This is a genomic window from Pseudomonas sp. JV414, assembly GCF_032424305.1.
Taxonomy (GTDB): Bacteria; Pseudomonadota; Gammaproteobacteria; order Pseudomonadales; family Pseudomonadaceae; genus Aquipseudomonas; species Aquipseudomonas lini.
Map to the genome: position 1 here is coordinate 1 of NZ_VYKC01000021.1, position 22,004 is coordinate 22,004.

Sequence of the window (22,004 nt, forward strand, 5' to 3'; positions counted from 1 at the left end):
TGACCGAGAACCGCAATCGTACGGTCAGCCTGACTTTCACCTACAAAGTGGGCGGCGCTGGCAACCTGGTCACTTCATCGCCGTTGAGCATCCATGTGGGGGGCGCGCAGTGGCAAAGCGTGTTCAAAGTGGTCGAGGCCCCGACGGGTGAGTTGAATGCCGACACACTGGGCACCGAGGCCAATGTGCAGGTGAGTTACCCGGCCATGGCACTCCGTGACACTGTCGCGATACGTCTGAACCGCGAGGTATTGCGCGATGCATCGATTCAGACGGTCTCCACGGTGGGCACCCTGACGTTCAAGGTGCCCAAGGCGTGGGTGACCGAGAACCGCAATCTTATGGTCATCCTAACTTTCAGATACAATGCGGGGCGTGGTGGCAACCTGATCACTTCATCGCCGTTGAGCATCCGTGTGGGGGGCGCGCAGGGGCAAAGCGTGTTCAAAGTGGTCGAGGCCCCGACGGGTGAGTTGAATGCCGACACACTGGGCACCGGGCCCTTTGAGCAATCTAATTATGCGGCCGAGGTGCAGCGTGTAAATGTCGGGGTACGTCTGGCCGTTGTAGTAATACGCGATGCACTGATTCAGACGGTYTCCACGGTGGGAACGCTGACGTTCAAGGTGCCCAAGGCGTGGGTGACCGAGAACCGCAATCGTACGGTCAGCCTGACTTTCACCTACAAAGTGGGCGGCGCTGGCAACCTGATCACTTCATCGCCGTTGAGCATCCGTGTGGTGGGCGCGCAGGGGCAAAGCGTGTTCAAAGTGGTCGAGGCCCCGACGGGTGAGTTGAATGCCGACACACTGGGCACCGAGGCCAATGTGCAGGTGAGTTACCCGGCCATGGCACTCCGTGACACTGTCGGGATACGTCTGGCCGGTGTGGTACTGCGCGATGCACTGATTCAGACGGTTTCCACGGTGGGAACGCTGACGTTCAAGGTGCCCAAGGCGTGGGTAACCGAGAACCGCAATCGTACGGTCAGCCTGACTTTCACTTACAAAGTGGGCGGCGCTGGCAACCTGATCACTTCATCGCCGTTGAGCATCGTTGTGGTGGGCGCGCAGGGGCAAAGCGTGTTCAAAGTGGTCGAGGCCCCGACGGGTGAGTTGAATGCCGACACACTGGGCACCGAGGCCAATGTGCAGGTGAGTTACCCGGCCATGGCACTCCGTGACACTGTCGGGATACGTCTGGCCGGTGTGGTACTGCGCGATGCACTGATTCAGACGGTTTCCACGGTGGGAACGCTGACGTTCAAGGTGCCCAAGGCGTGGGTAACCGAGAACCGCAATCGTACGGTCAGCCTGACTTTCACTTACAAAGTGGGCGGCGCTGGCAACCTGATCACTTCATCGCCGTTGAGCATCGTTGTGGTGGGCGCGCAGGGGCAAAGCGTGTTCAAAGTGGTCGAGGCCCCGACGGGTGAGTTGAATGCCGACACACTGGGCACCGAGGCCAATGTGCAGGTAAGTGATCCTGCCATGGCACCACGGGACACGGTCGGGATACGTCTGAGCGGCGTGGTATTGCGCGATGCACCGATTCAGACGGTTTCCACGGCAGGAACGCTGACGTTCAAGTTGCCCAAGGCGTGGGTGACCGAGAACCTCAATCGCATAGTGAACCTCACTTACACCTACAAGGTGGGGGGGGCGGGAAGCCTGATTACTTCGGCTGCGCTACCCATTAAGGTCACAGGTACGGTAAGTGACGGTGAGCGGGCCGCCATTGAGCTCAATCAGCAATATGCCACCACCAGCAATGTTTGCCCGGGTAACAAGGCGGCTTTTTATTGCAGCGGCGTGTTGATCCGCACAGTGGATGATTCGACGGCTTTTCATGCCTGGAATCCAAGTCCGTCTGCGGTCAAGTTGGGGGGCGTTTCGTTCAGCTACATGAAAATCGGTATCGGTATGAACCGCCTGCAGGGGAGTCGTACCCAAGGCTTTGTCCTTGAGCCGGCTCAACTGTTTACGGTCAATGGTCGCTATCCGCTTCAGGTGTTGTGCTCATATCCGTACGACGGGGGCACGACGATTCGCAGCTCCAACGGTTGCGGTGCAACGTCTACGTTTCCAAACAATAGCGGCCCGTGTACCACACAGGGCATTAATACTCTGGCGGCCTGGCGTACACACTTTCAGCAGTATCCGGCAACCAGTGTGCAGCGCTATTACCATCAATGCAGTTTCGGTACCGCCCAGGCTGCATTCGCGATGAGCCTGGATGCGCGAGAAAAGCCTGAGGCCGAACTGGTCAGTTGGTCGCAAAACGAGGTAGTAATCAAAACCTGGCCGCAAAATACGTCGAACCTGCCGATCAAGGCGTTCATTTACTTCAGTACCGCCAGCCGAGCAGTGAGTGTCGAGGGGGCGAAGAACATCCAGCGGGATTTTCTCAAAATGACAGGCCGGCGCATCCCTGTGGTTCGGGTAACACCGAACGTCACATCGGGCAATATTTTCAGTTATTTTGCTGCGGATCAAGGGATCTAGAGGGACAGGGGGATTGAGTTGCCGAGGCCATGTTCGTCGTTGGACGGTCATGGCCTGTGGCTCATCAGGCAGTTTTCCAGGTGATCTCTTCCTCACCATCAACGCTGATCCGCATCCAGCGATCCGCCGTCTCTTCACCTTCTTCCTCAACCCAACTGCCTGGTGCGCAACGCACTTCGACGTTCAACGCGGCAAACGCAGCGCGGGCGCAGGCGATGTCGTCTTCCCATGGGGTCTGGTCGCTTTCCAGGTACAGGCTGTTCCATTTGCCGACAGCTTTCGGCAGCCAGGTAACCGGCACATTGCCGGCCTTGCACTTGTAGGTCTGGCCTTTCTGAACCCAATCGGTGCACGGGCCTAAAGCCGCGCCGAGCCAGGCTGCGATAGCCTTGTAGTCGACGTCGGCGTCTTTCAGGTAAATCTCGATATCGGGTTGGCGCATGGATGTCCTCACTGCGGGTCTGAAAAATCCATTCGCGGATTTAGCCGGTCTCAAGCCATTGCTCAAGACCAAAAAATTAAGAAATTATTGAAGCACGAAGTAATCGTAGCGCATCGAAACAGTGACCTCGAACGGCTCGGCCTGTTCGATGACTGCCGCCCGGCGTTCGGCACTCGCGCGCCAACCGTGCGGTGTCATGGCCAACAGGTTCGCGCGATCCTGACCGTTAACCAGCGTCAGTTTGAACTCCAGGGATTCGCTGTGTTGCAGCGCCATGCCTTCCGGCATCAATGCCAAGTGCTTGTCGTCGGTGTACTCGCGCACTTCGTCATACAGCCGTTCGCGCAATTCCATCAGATGGCCGCTGGTCGGCCCGACTTTCATCAAGCCGCCGCCGGGGCTGAGCAGGCGTTTGGCTTCTTCCCAGTCCAGCGGGCTGAAAACGCTGGCGAGAAACTGGCAGCTGCCTGAGGCCAATGGCACTCGCGCCATGCTGGCGATCAACCAGGTCAGCGCAGGGTTGCGTTTGCAGGCGCGTTTGACCGCTTCCCGGGAAATGTCCAGGGCGTAGCCATCGGCGTTGGGCAAGGCTTCGGCGATTTGCGCGGTGTAGTAACCCTCGCCACAACCGATGTCCAGCCAGCGTTGGGGCGCGTACTGCGCCGCCAGTTCCGCCAGGCGCTTGGCCACCGGCGCGTAATGGCCGGCGTTCAAAAAATCGCGACGGGCTTCGACCATCGCCAAGTTATCCCCAGGGTCGCGGCTGTTTTTGTGCTGCACCGGCAACAGGTTCAGGTAACCCTGTCGCGCACGGTCGAAACGATGCCCGGCGGGGCAAGCCACGCCGTTGTCCACCGCGTTCAGCGGTTCGCTGCAGATCGGACACGCAAGCATCAGGCGAGCAACTTGATCAGGGTCTGGTAGTAGATTTCGGTCAGCACGTCGAGATCGGCTGCCAGTACACGCTCGTTGACCTGGTGGATCGTCGCGTTGACCGGGCCCAGTTCGACAACCTGAGTACCCATGGTCGCGATGAAGCGCCCGTCGGAAGTACCGCCGCTGGTGGACGCCTTGGTCTCGCGACCGGTGATGTCCTTGATGCTCGCCGATACCGCGTCGAGCAGGGCGCCCGGTTCGGTGAGGAACGGCAGGCCGGACAGCGCCCAGTCGATGTGCCAGTCCAGACCATGCTTGTCGAGAATATCGGCGACGCGCTTTTGCAGGCCTTCGACAGTGGATTCGGTGGAGAAGCGGAAGTTGAATACCGCCACCAGATCACCCGGAATCACGTTGGTCGCACCGGTGCCGGAATTGACGTTGGAAATCTGGAAACTGGTCGGCGGGAAGAAATCGTTGCCGTGGTCCCAGTGCTCGACGGCCAGTTCGGCCAGCGCCGGGGCAGCGAGGTGGATCGGGTTCTTCGCCAGGTGCGGATACGCCACGTGACCTTGCACACCGCGCACGGTCAATTTGGCGCCGAGGGAGCCGCGACGACCATTCTTGACCACGTCACCCACCAGGGTTGTGCTCGACGGTTCGCCGACGATGCACCAGTCCAGACGCTCCTTGCGCGCGGCGAGGCGTTCGATCACAGCCTTGGTGCCGTGGTGCGCCGGGCCTTCTTCGTCGCTGGTGATGAGGAAAGCGACCTTGCCCTTGTGATCCGGGTAGTCGGTGACGAAGCGCTCAGCGGCTACGGTCATGGCCGCGAGGCTGCCTTTCATGTCTGCCGCACCGCGGCCGCAGAGCATGCCGTGCTCATCGATCACCGCGTTGAACGGATCGATCTGCCAGGCGGTTACCGGACCGGTCGGGACCACGTCGGTGTGGCCGGCGAAGCACAGCACCGGGCCGTCGTGTTTACCGTGAGTCGCCCAGAAGTTATCCACATCTTCGATGCGCATCGGTTCCAGCTTGAAACCGGCATCGCCCAGGCGCTGCATCATCTGCTTCTGGCAATCGGCGTCAATCGGCGTCACGGACGGACGGCGGATCAGGTCGATGGCGAGTTGAAGGGTCGGCGAAAGGTCGGCGTGGGCCGTCATGGAAAGCTCCGATGTGTGCAGCACGATAAACCTGTAGGAGCTGCCGAAGGCTGCGATCTTTTGATCCTGATTCTGAAAATCAAAAGATCGCAGCCTTCGGCAGCTCCTACCGAGTGTGTTGGCATTGAAAATGGCGATCATTCTAAAGCAAAACGGCGACCCGAAGGCCGCCGTTTGACGTTATCTAATAACGGATTACGCCGTTGCAGGTTCTGGCTTAGCCACCGGTTTTGGCAGCGACGACAGGAACGCCATGATCAGCGCCGCCAAGTATGGCAGCGACTGCACCAGCAACATGGTCACCCAGAAGCGCATGTCGTTGCTCGGCAAACCGTTCACCAGGAAGATCCCCAGCGCCGCGCCCCACAACAGCAACATGATGAACACCTCTTCGCGTGCTTCCGAAATGGCTACCCAGAAGCCGTGGTTATCGGCGTTTTTCGGCGTACGGAAGAATGGAATGCTGCTGGTGAAGAAGCCGTACAGCACCGCTTTGGCGATGGTGTGCGACAACGCCAGCCCTGCCAATGCCGCGCAGAACGCATCCTTCAGATTGACCCCGACCGCACGACGGTAGAGGAAGATGATCTTGCCGACCTTGAACACAAACAGCGCCAACGGCGGGATCGCGAAAATCAGCAGCGGTGGATCGACCCGTTGCGGCACGATGATCATCGCCGACGACCACAACAAAGCGCCGATGGTGAAGAAGATGTTCATGCCATCCGCCACCCACGGCAACCACCCCGCGAGGAAGTGGTAACGCTGGCCACGGGTCAGTTCGGTGTCCTTGCCGCGTAGCAGGCTGGCGGTGTGACGCTTGATGATCTGAATCGCTCCGTAGGCCCAGCGGAAACGCTGTTTCTTGAAGTCGATAAAGGTATCGGGCATCAGGCCTTTGCCGTAACTGTCGTGGTAGTACGCCGCCGACAGGCCTTTTTCGAACACGCGCAGACCCAACTCGGCATCTTCACAGATGCACCAGTCGGCCCAGCCCAATTCCTCGAGCACCGAGCGCCGGGTCATGGTCATGGTGCCGTGCTGGATGATCGCGTCACGGTCGTTGCGGGTGACCATGCCGATGTGGAAGAAGCCTTTGTACTCCGCGTAGCAAAGCTTCTTGAAGGTGCTTTCGTTCTGGTCGCGGTAATCCTGTGGCGACTGCACCACGGCGATTTTCGGATCGGCGAAATGCGGGACCATGTGCTTGAGCCAGTTCGGGTCTACACAGTAGTCCGAGTCGATCACCGCAATCACTTCGGCATCTTTGGCGGTGTGCGGAATCAGGTAATTCAACGCGCCGCCCTTGAAGCCAGCCAGCGGTGCCACGTGGAAGAATTTGAAGCGTGGGCCGAGGGTCTCGCAATAATCGCGCACCGGTTCCCAGACCGCCGGGTCTTTGGTGTTGTTGTCGATGATCAGGACTTCGAAGTCCGGATAGTCGAGGTTGGCCAAGGCGTTGAGGGTCTGTTTGACCATCTCCGGCGGCTCGTTGTAGCAAGGTACGTGAATCGACACTTTCGGTCGGTAGTCCGAATCGCCCACGACCGGCAGGAATTCACGCCTGCGTTTGTGGGTCCAGACCGCTTCGGCCAGTTCATGGGCCTCGGTCAGCAGAACGATAAACACCCCGAGTGCACCGAGGGCGAGCAGGAAGCCTACCGTCAGGCTGAACCAGGTGCTGTATTGCTGGCTGTAGTCATAACCGATCCACACCAGAACCGAACCGCAGAGGAACGCGATAAAGGTCAGGAAGGTGCGGCCGCGTTGACGCAGGGCCGAGCCGTCGATCATCAGCAGGGTCAGCGACAGCAATGCCAGCACTACCGAGCCGATGGCCAATACGCGCCATTGCGGGATCGCGACGACCGGGCCCTCGAAGTTGAATTTCTGCTGGCGCGCGGCGTTGAAAACGCCCCAATACGCGCCCACCGAACCTTCGTCACTGGCCTTCCACGGTTGGTCGAACGCTTCGATCACGAAGTAGTTGAAGCCCTGACGGTTGAGCTTGTTGACCAGCGTGCGCAGATAAATTGCCTGATCCGCCGGCGATGCATCGGCGCCACCGCGCATGCGGCCGTTGCTCGGCCAGCCGACTTCGGAGAGCAGCAGCGGTTTTTTCGGGAACATCTTTTTCAGGTCACGGGCGCGGTCGAGGACGAACTGACCGGCCTTGTCCACCGGAACGAATTCCCAGTAGGGCAGAATGTGAGCCGCGATCAGGTCGACGTGCTTGGCCAGGCTCGGGTTTTCTTGCCAGACGTGCCACTGTTCAGAAGTGGTGACCGGAACCTTTACGGCCGCGCGGACGCGATCCAGGATCAGGCTCAGCTCTGCTGCAGTGATTTCCTTACGGAAGATCGCCTCGTTACCGACAATCACACGAACCACGCTGCGCGAGGTATTGGCGATTTCGATGGCGCGGGTGATCTCGCGCTCGTTGCGCTCTTCGTCCGGGCTGATCCAGATCCCCAGGGTCACCCGCAGGCCGAATTCTTCCGCCAGTTTGGGGATGTTCTCCAGGGTGCCGTCGACCGAGTAGGTGCGGATGTTGTCCGTCAGCTTGCTCATGATCTCCAGATCGCGACGCATTTCATCGTCGGTCGGCCACTGGGCTTTTTGCGGGTACTGGCCTTGTTGAAACGGCGAGTACGAAAAGCCGGAGATCTGTTCAGGCCAGTTGGGGGCGGTGACCGGGCGATTGACCAGCGCCCAGAAGCCGGTAAACAAGGCTGCGATGGCGAGCACCACGACCAGGTTGAGTCCAAATTTACGCGATGACATAGCTTTTTCGGGTTCCAAAGGCTGTGGAACGAAGGAACGGTTGGCGGCCGGCTGCCAGGTGGCAGGGGCGCGCATCCTACACTGGAGGTTCTCTGACCGTACAGCGAACAGGGAAACGCCCGACATTGGGCAATCCAGGTCGACTTAAGTTCTTTGACCGGTGCGGTATAACCCAATTCCAATAAATTTGTAGTCAATTGAAGCCGTCAAGACTGCCGTCCATAGCCCAAAGGTGCTCTTGACCGCCGACGGCCCTATAATGCGCGCCGGTTTTTGGGGTAATGGTCATGAGTACAGAAGATCCGCGGTTTGCTGGCATCGCCCGCTTGTATGGCATCGAAGGCCTGGAGCGTTTGCGCGCGGCCCATGTGGCGATCGTCGGCGTCGGTGGAGTCGGTTCCTGGGCGGCAGAAGCTGTCGCCCGGTGTGGTGTGGGCGAGATTTCGCTGTTCGACCTGGACGACGTCTGTGTCAGCAACGTCAACCGTCAACTGCATGCGCTGGACAGCACCGTCGGCAAGCCCAAGGTCGAGGTGATGGCCGAGCGCCTGCGCGGGATCAATCCGGACTGCACGGTGCATGCGGTGGCGGACTTCGTCACCCGCGAAACCATGGCCGAGTACATCACGCCGAACATCGACTGCGTGATTGACTGCATCGACAGCGTCAACGCCAAAGCGGCGCTGATCGCCTGGTGCAAGCGACGCAAAATCCAGATCATCACCACCGGCGGCGCGGGCGGGCAGATCGACCCGACACTGATCCAGGTCTGCGACCTGAACCGCACGTTCAACGATCCGCTGGCGTCGAAAGTGCGCTCCACGCTGCGCCGCGACTATGGCTTTTCCCGCACCGTGACCCGCCACTACAGCGTGCCCTGCGTGTTTTCCACCGAGCAACTGCGCTACCCGAAACCGGATGGCAGTATCTGCCTGCAGAAGAGTTTTGTCGGTGATGGTGTGAAACTCGACTGCGCCGGGGGCTTTGGCGCGGTGATGATGGTGACGGCGACGTTCGGCATGGTCGCGGCGACCAAGGCTGTGGATAAGATTGTGGCCGGGGTTCGACGTCCGGCGGATCGGGTCAAGCCTGAGGTTTAATTGGTGTGGCTGATGGCCTCATCGCGGGCAAGCCCGCTCCCACAGGGATTTGTGCTGGTTCAACTTACTTGGGGTGAAAAACAGAACCTTGTGGGAGCGGGCTTGCCCGCGATGGGCTGCGAAGCAGTCCTTTTACTGAGCCAATTCACGCATACGCTGTAAAACAGCATTTAAGCCATTGCTACGGGATTGGGACAGCTGGCGGCCCAAGCCCAGCTGATTAAACCACTCCGGTAAATCCACCTGCTGCAGCTCGGCAGCAGACAACCCATTGACCCGCGCCAACAGCAGCGCTACCAACCCGCGAATCAGTCGTGCATCGCTGCTGGCGCTGAACTGCCAATGACCATCCTGCAGCGCACCGACCAGCCACACCTGGCTTTCACAGCCATGCACGCGGTTGGCCTCGACTTTATCCACATCGCTCAACGCAGGCAGGCGGTCGCCCCATTGCATCAGCAACCGCGCCCGCTGTTCCCAACTCGCAGTCTTCTGAAAAGTATCCAGCGCCAGGACGGCATCGGCGGGCAAGGTCATCGCAACAACTCCAGGGCCTGATCCAGCGCTTCAAAAAAGCGCTCAAGGTCCTCGGAGTCGTTGTACAACGCCAACGACACGCGAATCGCCCCGGCCAGTTCAAAGCTTTTGAGCAACGGCATGGCGCAATGATGACCGGCACGTACGGCGATTCCCTGTTCGGTCAGCAAATGCGCCAGATCAGAGTTATGCACACCCTCGACGACAAAACTGGCCAGCGCCAGTTGCGGCTTGCCCAGCAGACGAATGCCGTTGCGCGCTTCAAGGCCTTTGAGCAAATAGTCATGCAGCGCTGCTTCATGGGCGGACACAGCGTCCTGATCCAGCCCGGCCAGATAATCCAGGGTCGCCCCCAGGCCAATCACGCTGGAAATCGGCGGGGTACCGGCCTCGAACCCCAGTGGTGCAGGACGAAAGCGTGCGTCGTGGTAGTTGGCATCCAGCACCATTTCACCGCCGAACTGCCACGGACGCAGTTGCTCAAGCGCTTCATGACGGCCGAACAGCGCACCCAGGCCATCCGGCCCGTAGAGTTTGTGGCTGGAAAATACATAGAAGTCGCAACCCAACGCCTGCACGTCATGCCGGCCATGCACCACACCTTGAGCGCCATCGACCACGGTCAGCGCGTTGTGCGCTTTGGCCATCGCCAGTAACGCGGGCAACGGCTGCCAGGCGCCGAGCACGTTGGACAGCTGACTGACCGCCAGCAAACGGGTACGCGGGCCGATCAGGTGAACGGCGGCTTCAAGGTCAATCAAACCGTCGGCATCCAGCGGCAGGATCACCAGTTTCAAATCGCGACGGTGGGCCAGTTGCTGCCACGGCAGCAGGTTGGCGTGATGCTCCAGCGCGCTGATGACAATTTCATCGCCCGGATTGAAAAGATGTTCCAAGCCATAAGCCAGGAGGTTCAGCGCGGACGTTGCGCCGTGAGTAAAGATGATCTGCCCGCAATTGCCAGTATTGAGCCATTGCGCAACTTTGCTGCGGCTGTCCTCGAACGCCTGGGTGGCATGGGCGCCGGGCAAGTGTTGCGCCCGATGCACATTGGCCGCGCCATTGGCGTAGTAATGCGCCAAGGCATCCAGCATGGCTTGAGGTTTTTGCGTGGTGGCGGCGTTGTCCAGATAGGTCTGGTCCTGCCGTTGCAGAGCGGCGATGGCCGGAAAATCGGCGCGCCAGGGAGAGGGAATCATCATGCTATTGGGCCCTGGTGGGGTTACGCCGAACCCTGTGGGAGCCGGGCTTGCCCGCGAAGCTTTTGGCGGCCTCAAGGGCCTCTTCGCGAGCAAGCCCGCTCCCACAGGTGATCGTGTGACGCTCTGCTTAGTTGTGAGCGTGCAGCGCTTCGTTCAGTTCGATGGCCGATTTGTGGGTTTTGCACTCCACGGCACCGGTCTCCGAATTGCGACGGAACAGCAGGTCTGGCTGACCGGCCAGCTCACGGGCCTTAACGACTTTGACCAGTTTGTTGTGCTCGTCCAGCAGCGCAACCTTGGTGCCGGCGGTCACGTACAGGCCCGACTCTACAGTGTTGCGATCGCCCAACGGGATACCGATACCGGCGTTGGCGCCGATCAGGCAGCCTTCGCCAACCTTGATCACGATGTTGCCGCCACCCGACAGGGTGCCCATGGTCGAGCAGCCGCCGCCCAGGTCCGAACCCTTGCCGACGAATACGCCAGCGGAAACGCGGCCTTCGATCATGCCCGGGCCTTCGGTGCCGGCGTTGAAGTTGACGAAACCTTCGTGCATCACGGTGGTGCCTTCGCCCACGTAAGCGCCCAGACGAATACGCGCCGCATCAGCGATACGCACGCCGGCCGGTACCACGTAGTCGGTCATTTTCGGGAACTTGTCCACCGAGAACACTTCCAGCAGCTCGCCGCGCAGACGGGCTTCCAGTTGATGTTCGGCCAGTTCGGCCAGGTCGATTGCGCCCTGGCTGGTCCATGCCACGTTCGGCAGCAGCGGGAACACACCGGCCAGGTTCAGGCCGTGCGGCTTGACCAGACGATGGGACAGCAGGTGCAGCTTGAGGTAAGCCTCAGGCGTGGAAGTCAGCTGAGCGTCTTCGGCCAAAATAGTCGCGACCAGCGGCTTGTGGCTCTCGGCCAGACGGGTCAGCAGCGCAGCCTGGGCAGCGTCGACGCTTTTCAGCGCTTCAGCCAGTTGCGACGCCTGAGCGGTGCTGAAGGCGATGGCCTGATTGCCGTCGGTGTAGCCCAGAACCGGCGCAATGGCAGCGACCAGTTCGGCCGATGGATTGAGCAGTGGCTGCGCGTAAAACACTTCCAGCCATGCGCCTTGACGGTTTTGAGTGCCGACACCGAAGGCCAGGCTGAACAGAGTAGTAGACATGTTGATACCTCTAACAAAATGGAACGGGCTGCCTTACTTGAGTGCGGCCGCGTAGATATCTGGCTTGAAGCCAATCAGGGTTCGGTCACCGAGATCGAGCACCGGGCGCTTGATCATCGAGGGTTGCGCGAGCATCAGTTCGATGGCTTTCGGCTGGTCGAGATCGGCTTTGCGTTCGTCGTCGAGCTTGCGAAAGGTCGTGCCTGCACGGTTCAACACCACTTGCCAGCCGTGCTCGTCGCACCATTGGCTCAGGTGTTCACGGTCGATGCCGACCGTTTTGTAATCATGGAAGTCATAGCTGACAGCGTGTTCATCGAGCCAGGTGCGCGCCTTTTTCATGGTGTCGCAGGCTTTGATGCCGAAAAGGTGCAACGTTTTGCTTGAAACGGTCAAGGATTTGCCCCCTTTGCAGGTGCTGAAAATAAAAGGTGACGGATTATGCCATGACCGGACGGTTTCGCGTCGGCTGTGGTCGGGTTTGTCTTTTTGACTTGGGTAGCCGCTGTTCCAGGCGACATGAGTGCAGCGGTCAGACTTCAGTCTAAACGGCAAATATGGCACTTCAATGCTGTCGGTTGCCTGAGGGGGCGCTGCTGATGGGGATCACCGGGTTTGCGCAAAGGGCTCTGCTGACCTTCATCGCAGTGAGGGTGATTCTATTGTCGAATTCATGCGCTCGAAGCCGAGGAGGCCGACCCAGTAAACTCCTGGCTCGCTGCTAATGCGGATATCACGATGATAAGTCCGCAGGGTATTACACCGTGCGGACTTGAATTTTTAATGAGGCTTGGCCTGTTGGCTATTTTGGATAGAGCAATTTCATCAGGCGCTTATCTTTTTTGCTGAGCTTGCGGTTGATCGGGATTTCCCAGTCGCCCAGCGTCAATGTATTCGCCACCGGGTGGTGCATGATGGATTTTCTGTCGTAGGGGGTATAAATCGCATCGAGCGTGTTGAAGGGCGCAAACATGTTTCTGTCTACTTGTTCCCGGGTGAGTGGGTTCATTTCGCGGTTCTGATAAAACTCATACACTTTCGGTTTGTCCCAAGGGATATTCGCCTCTGGATGCTGGTGTTCATGCATTGCCCCCAGTGCATGGCCGAATTCGTGAATAACAATAACCTCGAAATCCTCATGTTCCGGTTTGACGCCCAGGTTCATGGTTGGCCAGTCGGGATGAATCAACAGCGCATCAGTACCCAGCATCGAACTGTTGTCGTTGTTTTTGGTGGCGATCCGAATGTCGCCTTGCAAGTCATCGACAAAATCAAAACTCAGGTTGATATACGGCAGCCACTGGCTGGCTGCGTTGATGATTTTCTGTTTGTGGTGCTCCTCTGGATTGTCCATGAAGGCAATTTTCAAAGTGCGACTATTGGCCCAGAGTTTTGAATAGTTGACCACCGAGCGTTTACGGCGATGGGTGCTGGAGGATCCGGCATTGGCAGAGCTCTCATTAATGGCAGCGTCATAAGCTGCTTGATCGTCTGGCCACTGTATAAGCCTGCAGTGTAGAAGGTCGTTCATCATTGACTTCTTCCGTGAAGTTCAGAGTAAAAGTTTATTAAGGCGCAATGAGGCGCCCTGCAACAAGACTAAAGTCCAGTCGGCAGGCGGGTGAGGTATAAAGTTATATGAGTTGTAACTTGATATGCGAAGTGCCCGCGCCAGATTGCCTGGCACGGGCATTCAGGGGTTACTTGTGGCGAGTAATGAAAGCGCGAATCCGTTCAGCCGCTTCTACGCATTCAGCCAGCGGTGCCACCAGCGCCAACCGCACGCGCCCGGCCCCCGGATTGACGCCATCCACGTCGCGGGACAAGTAGGAGCCCGGCACTACAGTCACGTGTTCCTCGGCAAACAGGTCACGGCAGAACGCCGCATCATCTCCATTCACACTAGGCCATAGGTAGAACCCACCGTCCGGGCGCTGTACATTCATCACCGGGCTGAGAATCTCCAGCACCGCATCATATTTCTCGCGATACAGCGCACGATTGGCGCGCACATGCACTTCATCATTCCATGCGGCAACGCTGGCCAGTTGGGTCTGAACCGGCATCGCGCAGCCGTGGTAGGTGCGATAGAGCAGGAAGCCTTTGAGAATGTCTGCGTCACCGGCGACAAAACCGGAACGCAGGCCCGGCAGGTTGGAGCGCTTGGACAGGCTGTGGAATACCACGCAACGCTTGAAGTCCTTGCGGCCCAGTTCGACGCAGGCGCTGAGCAGGCCCGGTGGCGGGGTCTGCTCATCGAAGTACAGTTCGCTGTAGCACTCGTCGGCGGCGATCACGAAGTCGTATTCGTCGGCCAGGGCGATCAGCTTCTTCAGGGTTTCGACCGGAATCAGTGCACCGGTCGGGTTGCCCGGTGAGCACAGGAACAGAATTTGGCAGCGCTTCCAGATGTCTGGCGAAACAGTGTCGAAGTCCGGGTTGAAGCCGTTTTCATCCAGGCATGGCAAGTAGTGAGGCTTGGCCCCGGCCAGGAACGCGGCGCCTTCGTAGATTTGATAGAAGGGGTTCGGGCTGACCACCAAGGCTTCGTCGCCACGGTTGACCACGGTCTGGGTGAAGGCGAACAGCGCTTCACGGGTGCCGTTGACCGGCAGTACGTTGCGCGCCGGGTCGAGCCAGCCATTCGGGATGCTGAAGCGACGTTCGCACCACGCGGCGATGGCTTCGCGCAGGGCCGGGATGCCGAGGGTGGTCGGGTACACGGCCATCTGATCCAGATTGCTTGCCAGGGCTTCGGCGACAAAGCTTGGCGAACGGTGTTTCGGCTCGCCGATGGATAGCGCGATGGCGCGTTTATCCGGGTTTGGCGTGACGCTGCCGAGCAGGGCGCGGAGCTTTTCGAACGGGTAGGGCTGCAACTGGTTCAGAGCGTTGTTCATGGGGGCCTCGTTCAATGTGGGAGGGCTAATGTGGTGCAGGGGGGTGGTGAGGGGCAAGCCCCCTCATCACAACAAGCCCCTCGCCACACAAACTCGCTTCCACAGGGGAAAATTGTTGGTTCAGAAGCTGATTCGCGACAGTTTGATATCGGGTTCCTGGCTGACACTCAGCTGCTCGACGATTGCATCCTGCAAGCGGCTGCACAGCAACGGGTCGGACAGCGGCTGATTGTTCGCGTCGGTGATGAAGAACACGTCTTCCACGCGCTCGCCCAGAGTGGCGATCTTGGCGTTCTGCAACGACAGGTCGAACTCAAGGAAGATCGTGCCGATCCGTGCCAACAACCCAGGACGGTCGGGCGCACTGAGCTCCAACACGGTCACCGGACGCTGGGCGTCGTTGTGGATCGTCACCTGTGGCGCAAACGCGAAATGCTTGAGCTGGCGCGGCACCCGACGCTGAATGATGGTCGGGTAGTTGTCCGGGTTGCGCAGGGCTTCGGTCAGGCCTTCACGGATCTGTTTGACCCGTGCCGGGTTGTCGCCGATCGAGTCGCCATCGGTGTCGAGCACGATATAGGTGTCGAGAGTGAACTGGCTGCTGGAGGTGATGACCCGGGCGTCGTGAATGTTCAGATTGAGCTGGTCCATCGCCGCCACGGTCACGGCGAAAAAGTCGTGCTGGTCCGGTGCATAAATGAAGATTTGCGTACCGCCCTCGAACTCGCGCTGGGTGGTTTCCTTGATCAGCACCAGCGGGCCACCGTCGGCCGGCTGCTGCAGGATCGCATCCGTGTGCCAGGCCACGTCGCCGGCGGTGTGGCGCAGGAAGTAGTCATCGCCCAATTGCGCCCACAACTGCTCGACATCGTCCGGGTCGTTGCCGCCGCGTACCAGGATGTCCAGCGCCGCGCTCTGGGTCTGGCGGATCTGCTCTTCACGATCCACCGGGTTTTCCAGGCCACGACGCAAGGCGCGCTTGGTCTCGGTGTAGAGCTGGCGCAACAGGCTAGCGCGCCAGGAGTTCCACAGTGTCGGGTTGGTTGCGTTGATGTCCGCAACGGTCAGCACGTACAGATAATCGAGGCGGGTTTCATCGCCGACGGTCTGTGCGAAATCGTGGATCACGTGCGGGTCGGACAGGTCCTTGCGCTGGGCGGTGGTCGACATCACCAGATGGTTTTGCACCAGCCAGACGATCAGGCGGCTGTCCCACACCGGCAACTGATGGCGCTGGCAAAAAGCTTCAGCATCCACGGCGCCGATTTCCGAGTGATCGCCATGCCGGCCCTTGCCGATGTCGTGGTACAGACCGGCCAGGTAAATCAGTTCGGGTTTGGGCAGTTTGGCCATGAGCTTGCTGGCCAGCGGGAATTTTTCCGACACCTGGGTGTACTGCAGCTTACGCAGGTGCTTGATCAGGTTCAGGGTATGCGCGTCGACCGTATAGATGTGAAACAGGTCATGCTGCATCTGCCCGACAATGAAACCGAACTCCGGCAGATAGCGCCCAAGGATGCCGTAGCGGTTCATCCGTCGCAGATTGCGGTGGATGCCGATCTTGCACTTGAACAGCTCGATGAACAGGCTGGTATTACGAATATCGTTGCGGAAGTCGTCATCGATCAGATGACGATTCTCGCGCAGCAGCCGGATTGTATCGGCGCGTACGCCTTTGATCTCCGGTTGCTGGGCCATCAGCACAAAGATCTCGAGCATGGCGAATGGCGTACGGCGGAACACGTTGTCGCTACGTGCCTCGATATAGCCGTCATGCAGCTGGAACCGCGAGTTGATCGGCTGCGGCGGCGCTTCGTCTTCGGGCGCGAGGATCACTTCTTCGAAGTGCTGAATGATCAGGTCACTGAGTTGGGCAATGCTCATGACCACCCGGTAGTACTGCTGCATGAAGTTTTCGATGGCTTGCTTGGCGTCATTGCCTTCGAAACCCAGTAACCCGGCAATCGTGCGCTGGTGATCGAACAGCAGGCGGTCTTCGGAGCGGCCGGCGAGCATGTGCAGGGCGTAACGTACCTTCCACAAAAACTCTTGGGACGAGGCCAGCAGGGCGTTTTCGCTCTCCACCAGGAAGCCTTCGCCCGCCAGGGCTCGCAGGTTCAGGGTGCCGTACTGACGACGGGCGACCCAGAGAATCGTCTGAATATCCCGAAGGCCGCCGGGCGAGCCTTTGACGTTGGGTTCCAGATTGTATTCAGTGTCGTTGTATTTGTGGTGACGGGCCTTTTGCTCGGCGCGTTTGGCCAGGAAGAATTCCTTGCTGGGCCACATGTGCTCGGTGCTGGTGACGTCCAGCATGCGCTGACGCAGGCGCTCAGGGCCGCAAATGGTGCGGCTTTCCATCAAATTGGTGACGACCGTCAGGTCGGCACGGGCCTCGAGGGCGCATTCGTCCACCGAACGAACGCTCTGGCCGACTTCCAGGCCGATGTCCCACAGCAACGTCAGAAAGCGTTCGATGGAATCGCGAAAAATTTCGTGATCGGCGCTGTCCAGCAAAATCAGCAGATCGATGTCGGAATAGGGGTGCAGCTCGCCGCGACCGTAGCCGCCGACCGCCACCAGGGCGATATCGGCGTCTTCGCTCCAGTTAAACTGTTCCCAGGCTTGTTGCAGGATATTGTCGATAAACCAGGCGCGATCCTCGATCAGCCGGCGAATGTCCCGACCACTGCGAAACCGCTCGTCGAGCACTTCGCGGGCCTGACGGATCGCCTTCTTGAAGGCAGCAATAGGGCTTGCCTTCAGGGCCAGTTCAGCCTGGAACTGGCCGCGGTCGAAGAGTTCGGGATCCACCTGCGGCATCGATTGGCTTTCCTTTCTATAAAGCTGGGAACGGAGCGAGCGGGATCAGGCCGAAACGCGCGGGATGGTGTCGTCGCTGCGCAGGGTGAAGATCTCGTAACCGGTTTCGGTCACCAGCAGGGTGTGTTCCCATTGTGCCGACAGCTTGCGATCCTTGGTAATGGCGGTCCAGCCGTCGCCCAGCACCTTGGTGTCGGCCTTGCCCTGGTTGATCATCGGCTCGATGGTGAAGGTCATGCCGGCTTTCAGCTCCATGCCGGTACCAGCGCGGCCGTAGTGCAGGATCTGCGGTTCTTCGTGGAACACCTTGCCAATGCCGTGGCCACAGAACTCGCGAACCACCGAGAAGCCGTTCTTTTCCGCGTGCTTCTGGATGACTTCACCGATATCGCCCAGGCGGCAGCCGGGTTTGACCAGTTCGATGGCCTTGTACATGCATTCCTGAGTCACCTGGGACAGGCGCTCAGCCCAGACCGGCACGGTGCCGACGTGGAACATGCGGCTGGTGTCGCCGTGGTAGCCGTCCTTGATCACGGTCACGTCGATATTCACGGTGTCGCCATCTTTCAGCGGCTTCTCGTTCGGGATGCCGTGGCAGACCACGTGGTTGATCGAGGTGCAGATCGACTTCGGGAAGCCCTTGTAGTTGAGCGGGGCAGGGATGGCTTTCTGCTCATTGACGATGTAGTCGTGGCAGATGCGGTCCAGTTCTTCGGTGGTGACACCCGGTTTGACATAATCGGCAATCATTTCCAGCACATCGGCGGCCAATTTGCCGGCGATCCGCATTTTTGCGATGTCCTCTGGGGTTTTGAGGGTGACGGTCATACAGGCTCTCTCTGCGCTCAATGGCGCCTTCTAAAACGAAATGGGCATTGCGCGAACAATTGTCGCGGCCCTGAAAAACACGATTCTATCAGACGATCAGCGCAAATCTGAGCCTCTGTGCATCGCTTCTCTCTATAGGATGGCGCATTCTGGGGGGATTCCAAGGCGGGTGCCAAAAGCATTCCCCAGGTTTTCAGAATCCGGGTTCCGTTTTTTTCTGCCTTGTGATATAAAATGCGCCGCTTTCCGGGGATACCCTGAAAAGCCTAAATCCACACACGTGTCGACACGATGACCTGGGTGCCTTCAGCTGAAGCTGCTGGTTGGTCATTGGGATACGTGGAGGCCAAACCCGACTTATTAAGGAACTATCATGTCCCAAGTCAACATGCGCGATATGCTGAAGGCCGGTGTGCACTTCGGTCACCAGACCCGTTACTGGAACCCGAAAATGGGTAAATACATTTTCGGCGCGCGTAACAAGATCCACATTATCAACCTTGAAAAAACCCTGCCAATGTTCAACGAAGCTCTGACTTTCGTAGAGCGTCTGGCCCAGGGCAAAAACAAGATCCTGTTCGTCGGCACCAAGCGTTCCGCTGGCAAGATCGTTGCTGAAGAAGCAGCACGTTGCGGTTCGCCGTACGTCGATCACCGCTGGTTGGGCGGCATGCTGACCAACTTCAAAACCATCCGTGCTTCCATCAAGCGTCTGCGTGACCTTGAAGTGCAAGCCGAAGACGGTACTTTCGCCAAGCTGACCAAGAAAGAAGCGCTGATGCGCACTCGCGATCTTGAGAAGCTGGATCGTTCCCTGGGTGGTATCAAGGACATGGGCGGTCTGCCAGACGCTCTGTTCGTTATCGACGTTGATCACGAGCGCATCGCGATCACCGAAGCCAACAAGCTGGGCATCCCGGTTATCGGCGTAGTCGATACCAACAGCAGCCCGGAAGGCGTTGACTACATCATCCCAGGCAACGATGACGCAATCCGCGCTATCCAGCTGTACATGGGTTCGATGGCTGACGCTGTTATCCGCGGTCGCAACCACGTTGCTGGCGGCACCGAGCAGTTCGTTGAAGAAGCTCCGGCAGCTGCAGCTGAGTAATTGACGCCCTGGCGTTGACTCAGTAAGCAAAAAGGGGGCTTGGCCCCCTTTTTGCCACCTCGAAAACCATTTGTCGGCAGCGCAGCTACAGCATTTGTAACGTGCAGCGGCTAACAAGGGTGGTTCGGGAAGAATTGAACGCCCGTTCGATCGGGTGGAATGGTTGAAAACCTATCCAAGAGGAATTTGAAAATGGCAGAGATTACTGCAGCGTTGGTCAAAGAACTGCGCGAGCGTACTGGCGAAGGCATGATGGATTGCAAAAAGGCCTTGACCAAGGCCGGCGGCGACATCGAAAAAGCCATTGATGACATGCGTGCTTCGGGCGCCATCAAGGCTGCCAAGAAAGCAGGCAACGTGGCTGCTGAAGGCGCGATCGCTCTTAAAGAAGACGGTAAAACCGCCGTTCTGCTGGAAGTGAACTCGCAGACCGACTTCCTGGCCCTGCAAGACGACTTCAAGGCATTTGTTGCTTCCAGCGTTGAAAAAGCGTTCGCTGACAAGCTGACTGACGTCGCTCCGCTGATCGAAGCTCAAGAAGCCGATCGTCTGGTTCTGGTCGGCAAGGTTGGCGAAAACGTCAACATCCGTCGCCTGGCTCGCGTTGAAGGTGATGTTGTTGGTGGTTACCTGCACGGCAACAAGATCGGTGTCGCGGTTGTTCTCAAGGGCGGCAACGTTGAGCTGGCCAAGGATATCGCTATGCACGTAGCGGCCACCAACCCTGAATTCCTGCTGCCATCGGAAGTTTCCGCTGAAGCGGTCGAGCGCGAGAAAGGCGTGTTCCTGACCCTCAACGCTGACAAAATCGCCGGCAAGCCAGAAAACATTGTTGAAAACATGGTCAAAGGCCGTATCAGCAAGTTCCTGGCTGAAGCGAGCCTGGTTGAGCAGGCGTTCGTCAAGAACCCTGAAATCAAGGTTGGCGAACTGGCCAAGAAAGCCGGTGCAGAAATCGTTTCTTTCACCTACTTCAAAGTAGGCGAAGGCATCGAGAAGCCGGTCGACAACTTCGCTGAAGAAGTTGCTGCCCAGCTGGCTGCCGCCAAGCAATAAGACGGTTTTTTAACTGTCGCCCTGAAGAGGCTGCCCGCTCACGCGCGCAGCCTCTTTTCAGATGGGGTTGCCAATTTTAATTGGTTTCCTTTTGGAACTGGCTTACAAAGCCATGTTCCGATGGCGCTGAAGCAGTGCCAAGCTAGAGTGAACGCCAGCTGTAAACAGCTCGCAAAGAATTTTTTAAAATACGCCGCAGGAGAGATTCGCAATGGCTCAGCAGGGCAGTGGTTATCAGGCTCGCTATAAACGCATTCTACTCAAGCTTAGCGGCGAGGCCCTGATGGGCTCGGAAGAGTTCGGGATCGACCCCAAAGTTCTGGATCGCATGGCGCTGGAAGTCGGCCAACTGGTCGGCATCGGTGTTCAGGTCGGTCTGGTGATCGGTGGCGGTAACCTGTTCCGTGGCGCAGCGCTCAGCGCGGCGGGCATGGATCGGGTCACTGGCGATCACATGGGCATGCTGGCCACTGTGATGAACGCCCTGGCGATGCGTGATGCGCTGGAACGTGCCAATATCTCGGCCATCGTGATGTCGGCCATTTCCATGGTTGGCGTGACCGATCACTACGATCGCCGCAAAGCCATGCGCCACCTGAACGCCAAGGAAGTCGTGATTTTTGCGGCCGGTACTGGTAATCCGTTCTTCACCACGGATTCGGCAGCCTGCTTGCGTGCAATCGAAATCGACGCTGACGTCGTACTCAAGGCAACCAAGGTCGATGGCGTTTACACGGCTGATCCATTCAAAGACCCGCATGCCGAGAAGTTCGATCATCTGACTTATGATGAAGTACTGGATCGCAAGCTGGGTGTAATGGACTTGACGGCTATCTGCTTGTGCCGCGACCACAAGATGCCGTTGCGCGTATTTAACATGAACAAGCCCGGCGCCCTGCTGAACATCGTACATGGCGGCGCTGAAGGGACCCTGATCGAGGAAGGCCAACAATGATCAACGAAATCAAGAAAGACGCTCAAGAGCGCATGAAAAAATCCGTCGAATCGCTGGCGCACAACTTCGGTCGTATTCGTACGGGCCAGGCGCACCCAAGCATTCTGGAAGGTGTGATGGTTCCGTACTACGGCTCCGACACTCCGATCAAACAGGTGGCGAACATCACCGTTAAAGACGCCCGTACCCTGCAAGTGGTTGCCTTTGAGCGCAACATGCTGGGTGCCGTCGACAAAGCCATCGGTAGCGCGGGTCTGAACCTCAACCCGACCAACCTCGGTGAGTTGCTGCTGATCTCCATGCCGGCCCTGACCGAAGAAACCCGCAAGGGCTTCACCAAGCAGGCTCGCGATGTCGCTGAAGATGCCCGTGTTGCGGTACGCAACATCCGTCGTGATGCGAACAGCCAGCTCAAGGATCTGGTCAAGGAAAAGGAAATCAGCGAAGACGAAGAACGTCGCGCTACTGGCGAAATTGACGATCTGACCAAAAAGTACGTGGCTGAAATCGACGCGAATTTGGCGCAGAAAGAAAAAGACCTGATGGCCGTATAAG

Annotated in this window: 17 protein-coding genes and 1 pseudogene; 6 read left to right on the forward strand and 12 right to left on the reverse strand. The window is 58.5% G+C overall.

From position 1 onward, the window contains the following. Window positions 1-2,504 (forward strand): annotated as a pseudogene (locus F6R97_RS21945) (hypothetical protein); the annotation flags it as partial. A 64-nt stretch (window positions 2,505-2,568) separates the two neighbouring features. Here F6R97_RS21945 and F6R97_RS21950 read toward each other — a convergent pair. The 4 genes from F6R97_RS21950 to F6R97_RS21965 all read right to left on the reverse strand — a co-directional run bounded on the left by F6R97_RS21950 (window position 2,569) and on the right by F6R97_RS21965 (window position 7,775). Next, window positions 2,569-2,946: a hypothetical protein gene (locus F6R97_RS21950; RefSeq protein WP_038979139.1), complete on the reverse strand. Its 378-nt coding sequence runs from the start codon at window positions 2,944-2,946 to the stop codon at window positions 2,569-2,571. Between the two features lie 84 nt (window positions 2,947-3,030). Beyond that, a complete protein-coding gene (locus tag F6R97_RS21955; protein ID WP_038979140.1) occupies window positions 3,031-3,840 on the reverse strand; it encodes a putative RNA methyltransferase in 810 nt (269 codons plus the stop codon). Beyond that, on the reverse strand, window positions 3,840-4,991 hold the full coding sequence (gene dapE, locus F6R97_RS21960; protein WP_315867093.1) for a succinyl-diaminopimelate desuccinylase: 1,152 nt from the start codon (window positions 4,989-4,991) through the stop codon (window positions 3,840-3,842). Before dapE ends, F6R97_RS21955 begins: the two co-directional genes overlap by 1 nt. Before the next feature lie 195 nt (window positions 4,992-5,186). Then, window positions 5,187-7,775, reverse strand: coding sequence for a glycosyltransferase (locus F6R97_RS21965; RefSeq protein ID WP_038980217.1), 2,589 nt, complete (start codon window positions 7,773-7,775; stop codon window positions 5,187-5,189). Between the two features lie 287 nt (window positions 7,776-8,062). On the opposite strand from F6R97_RS21965, the gene tcdA reads away from it, so the two are divergent. Further along, the gene (tcdA, locus tag F6R97_RS21970; RefSeq protein ID WP_161794720.1) at window positions 8,063-8,875 is read left to right on the forward strand and encodes a tRNA cyclic N6-threonylcarbamoyladenosine(37) synthase TcdA; all 813 of its coding nucleotides are present in this window, start codon (window positions 8,063-8,065) and stop codon (window positions 8,873-8,875) included. Between the two features lie 132 nt (window positions 8,876-9,007). On the opposite strand, the gene F6R97_RS21975 is transcribed toward tcdA, so the two are convergent. From F6R97_RS21975 to map, 8 genes are all read right to left on the reverse strand, one after another. Then, complete coding sequence (locus F6R97_RS21975; protein ID WP_038979142.1) at window positions 9,008-9,412, reverse strand: SufE family protein; 405 nt, start codon at window positions 9,410-9,412, stop codon at window positions 9,008-9,010. Next, entirely contained in the window at window positions 9,409-10,614 is a 1,206-nt protein-coding gene (locus tag F6R97_RS21980) for an aminotransferase class V-fold PLP-dependent enzyme (RefSeq protein WP_038979143.1), read from the reverse strand. The genes F6R97_RS21975 and F6R97_RS21980 overlap by 4 nt, the downstream gene beginning before the upstream one ends. A gap of 127 nt (window positions 10,615-10,741) precedes the next feature. After that, the gene (gene dapD, locus F6R97_RS21985; protein ID WP_123360632.1) at window positions 10,742-11,776 is read right to left on the reverse strand and encodes a 2,3,4,5-tetrahydropyridine-2,6-dicarboxylate N-succinyltransferase; all 1,035 of its coding nucleotides are present in this window, start codon (window positions 11,774-11,776) and stop codon (window positions 10,742-10,744) included. Window positions 11,777-11,809: 33 nt separating this feature from the next. Next, entirely contained in the window at window positions 11,810-12,172 is a 363-nt protein-coding gene (locus F6R97_RS21990; RefSeq protein ID WP_038979145.1) for an ArsC family reductase, read from the reverse strand. Between the two features lie 406 nt (window positions 12,173-12,578). After that, the gene (locus tag F6R97_RS21995; RefSeq protein WP_315867094.1) at window positions 12,579-13,310 is read right to left on the reverse strand and encodes a M12 family metallopeptidase; all 732 of its coding nucleotides are present in this window, start codon (window positions 13,308-13,310) and stop codon (window positions 12,579-12,581) included. Window positions 13,311-13,476: 166 nt separating this feature from the next. Beyond that, entirely contained in the window at window positions 13,477-14,676 is a 1,200-nt protein-coding gene (gene dapC / locus F6R97_RS22000) for a succinyldiaminopimelate transaminase (RefSeq protein ID WP_315867095.1), read from the reverse strand. Window positions 14,677-14,796: 120 nt separating this feature from the next. Next, complete coding sequence (locus tag F6R97_RS22005; protein WP_038979147.1) at window positions 14,797-17,499, reverse strand: [protein-PII] uridylyltransferase; 2,703 nt, start codon at window positions 17,497-17,499, stop codon at window positions 14,797-14,799. Between the two features lie 45 nt (window positions 17,500-17,544). Further along, window positions 17,545-18,327: a type I methionyl aminopeptidase gene (gene map, locus F6R97_RS22010; RefSeq protein ID WP_038979148.1), complete on the reverse strand. Its 783-nt coding sequence runs from the start codon at window positions 18,325-18,327 to the stop codon at window positions 17,545-17,547. A gap of 373 nt (window positions 18,328-18,700) precedes the next feature. Between map and rpsB the strand changes: the two genes are divergently transcribed. The 4 genes from rpsB (at window position 18,701) to frr (ending at window position 22,003) form a co-directional block, all read left to right on the forward strand. Continuing rightward, window positions 18,701-19,438 (forward strand): 30S ribosomal protein S2, encoded by a 738-nt coding sequence (rpsB, locus tag F6R97_RS22015; RefSeq protein ID WP_007907989.1) that lies wholly within the window; start codon window positions 18,701-18,703, stop codon window positions 19,436-19,438. Between the two features lie 192 nt (window positions 19,439-19,630). Continuing rightward, window positions 19,631-20,494, forward strand: a complete 864-nt coding sequence (gene tsf, locus F6R97_RS22020) for a translation elongation factor Ts (protein WP_038979149.1) — start codon at window positions 19,631-19,633, stop codon at window positions 20,492-20,494. Between the two features lie 211 nt (window positions 20,495-20,705). Next, window positions 20,706-21,449 carry a UMP kinase gene (gene pyrH / locus F6R97_RS22025; protein ID WP_003172271.1) on the forward strand — a complete coding sequence of 248 codons (744 nt, stop codon included), beginning with the start codon at window positions 20,706-20,708 and terminating at the stop codon, window positions 21,447-21,449. Then, entirely contained in the window at window positions 21,446-22,003 is a 558-nt protein-coding gene (gene frr / locus F6R97_RS22030; protein ID WP_007907979.1) for a ribosome recycling factor, read from the forward strand. The genes pyrH and frr overlap by 4 nt, the downstream gene beginning before the upstream one ends. Window position 22,004: the final 1 nt, after the last annotated feature.

Excerpts from the sequence above, each read along its gene's own strand:
- F6R97_RS21950 (WP_038979139.1), bottom strand. The coding sequence starts at position 2,946 with ATGCGCCAACCCGATATCGAGATTTACCTGAAAGACGCCGACGTCGAC.
- F6R97_RS21955 (WP_038979140.1), bottom strand. The coding sequence starts at position 3,840 with ATGCTTGCGTGTCCGATCTGCAGCGAACCGCTGAACGCGGTGGACAAC.
- dapE (WP_315867093.1), bottom strand. The coding sequence starts at position 4,991 with ATGACGGCCCACGCCGACCTTTCGCCGACCCTTCAACTCGCCATCGAC.
- F6R97_RS21965 (WP_038980217.1), bottom strand. The coding sequence starts at position 7,775 with ATGTCATCGCGTAAATTTGGACTCAACCTGGTCGTGGTGCTCGCCATC.
- tcdA (WP_161794720.1), top strand. The coding sequence starts at position 8,063 with ATGAGTACAGAAGATCCGCGGTTTGCTGGCATCGCCCGCTTGTATGGC.
- F6R97_RS21975 (WP_038979142.1), bottom strand. The coding sequence starts at position 9,412 with ATGACCTTGCCCGCCGATGCCGTCCTGGCGCTGGATACTTTTCAGAAG.
- F6R97_RS21980 (WP_038979143.1), bottom strand. The coding sequence starts at position 10,614 with ATGATGATTCCCTCTCCCTGGCGCGCCGATTTTCCGGCCATCGCCGCT.
- dapD (WP_123360632.1), bottom strand. The coding sequence starts at position 11,776 with ATGTCTACTACTCTGTTCAGCCTGGCCTTCGGTGTCGGCACTCAAAAC.
- F6R97_RS21995 (WP_315867094.1), bottom strand. The coding sequence starts at position 13,310 with ATGATGAACGACCTTCTACACTGCAGGCTTATACAGTGGCCAGACGAT.
- dapC (WP_315867095.1), bottom strand. The coding sequence starts at position 14,676 with ATGAACAACGCTCTGAACCAGTTGCAGCCCTACCCGTTCGAAAAGCTC.
- F6R97_RS22005 (WP_038979147.1), bottom strand. The coding sequence starts at position 17,499 with ATGCCGCAGGTGGATCCCGAACTCTTCGACCGCGGCCAGTTCCAGGCT.
- map (WP_038979148.1), bottom strand. The coding sequence starts at position 18,327 with ATGACCGTCACCCTCAAAACCCCAGAGGACATCGCAAAAATGCGGATC.
- rpsB (WP_007907989.1), top strand. The coding sequence starts at position 18,701 with ATGTCCCAAGTCAACATGCGCGATATGCTGAAGGCCGGTGTGCACTTC.
- tsf (WP_038979149.1), top strand. The coding sequence starts at position 19,631 with ATGGCAGAGATTACTGCAGCGTTGGTCAAAGAACTGCGCGAGCGTACT.
- pyrH (WP_003172271.1), top strand. The coding sequence starts at position 20,706 with ATGGCTCAGCAGGGCAGTGGTTATCAGGCTCGCTATAAACGCATTCTA.
- frr (WP_007907979.1), top strand. The coding sequence starts at position 21,446 with ATGATCAACGAAATCAAGAAAGACGCTCAAGAGCGCATGAAAAAATCC.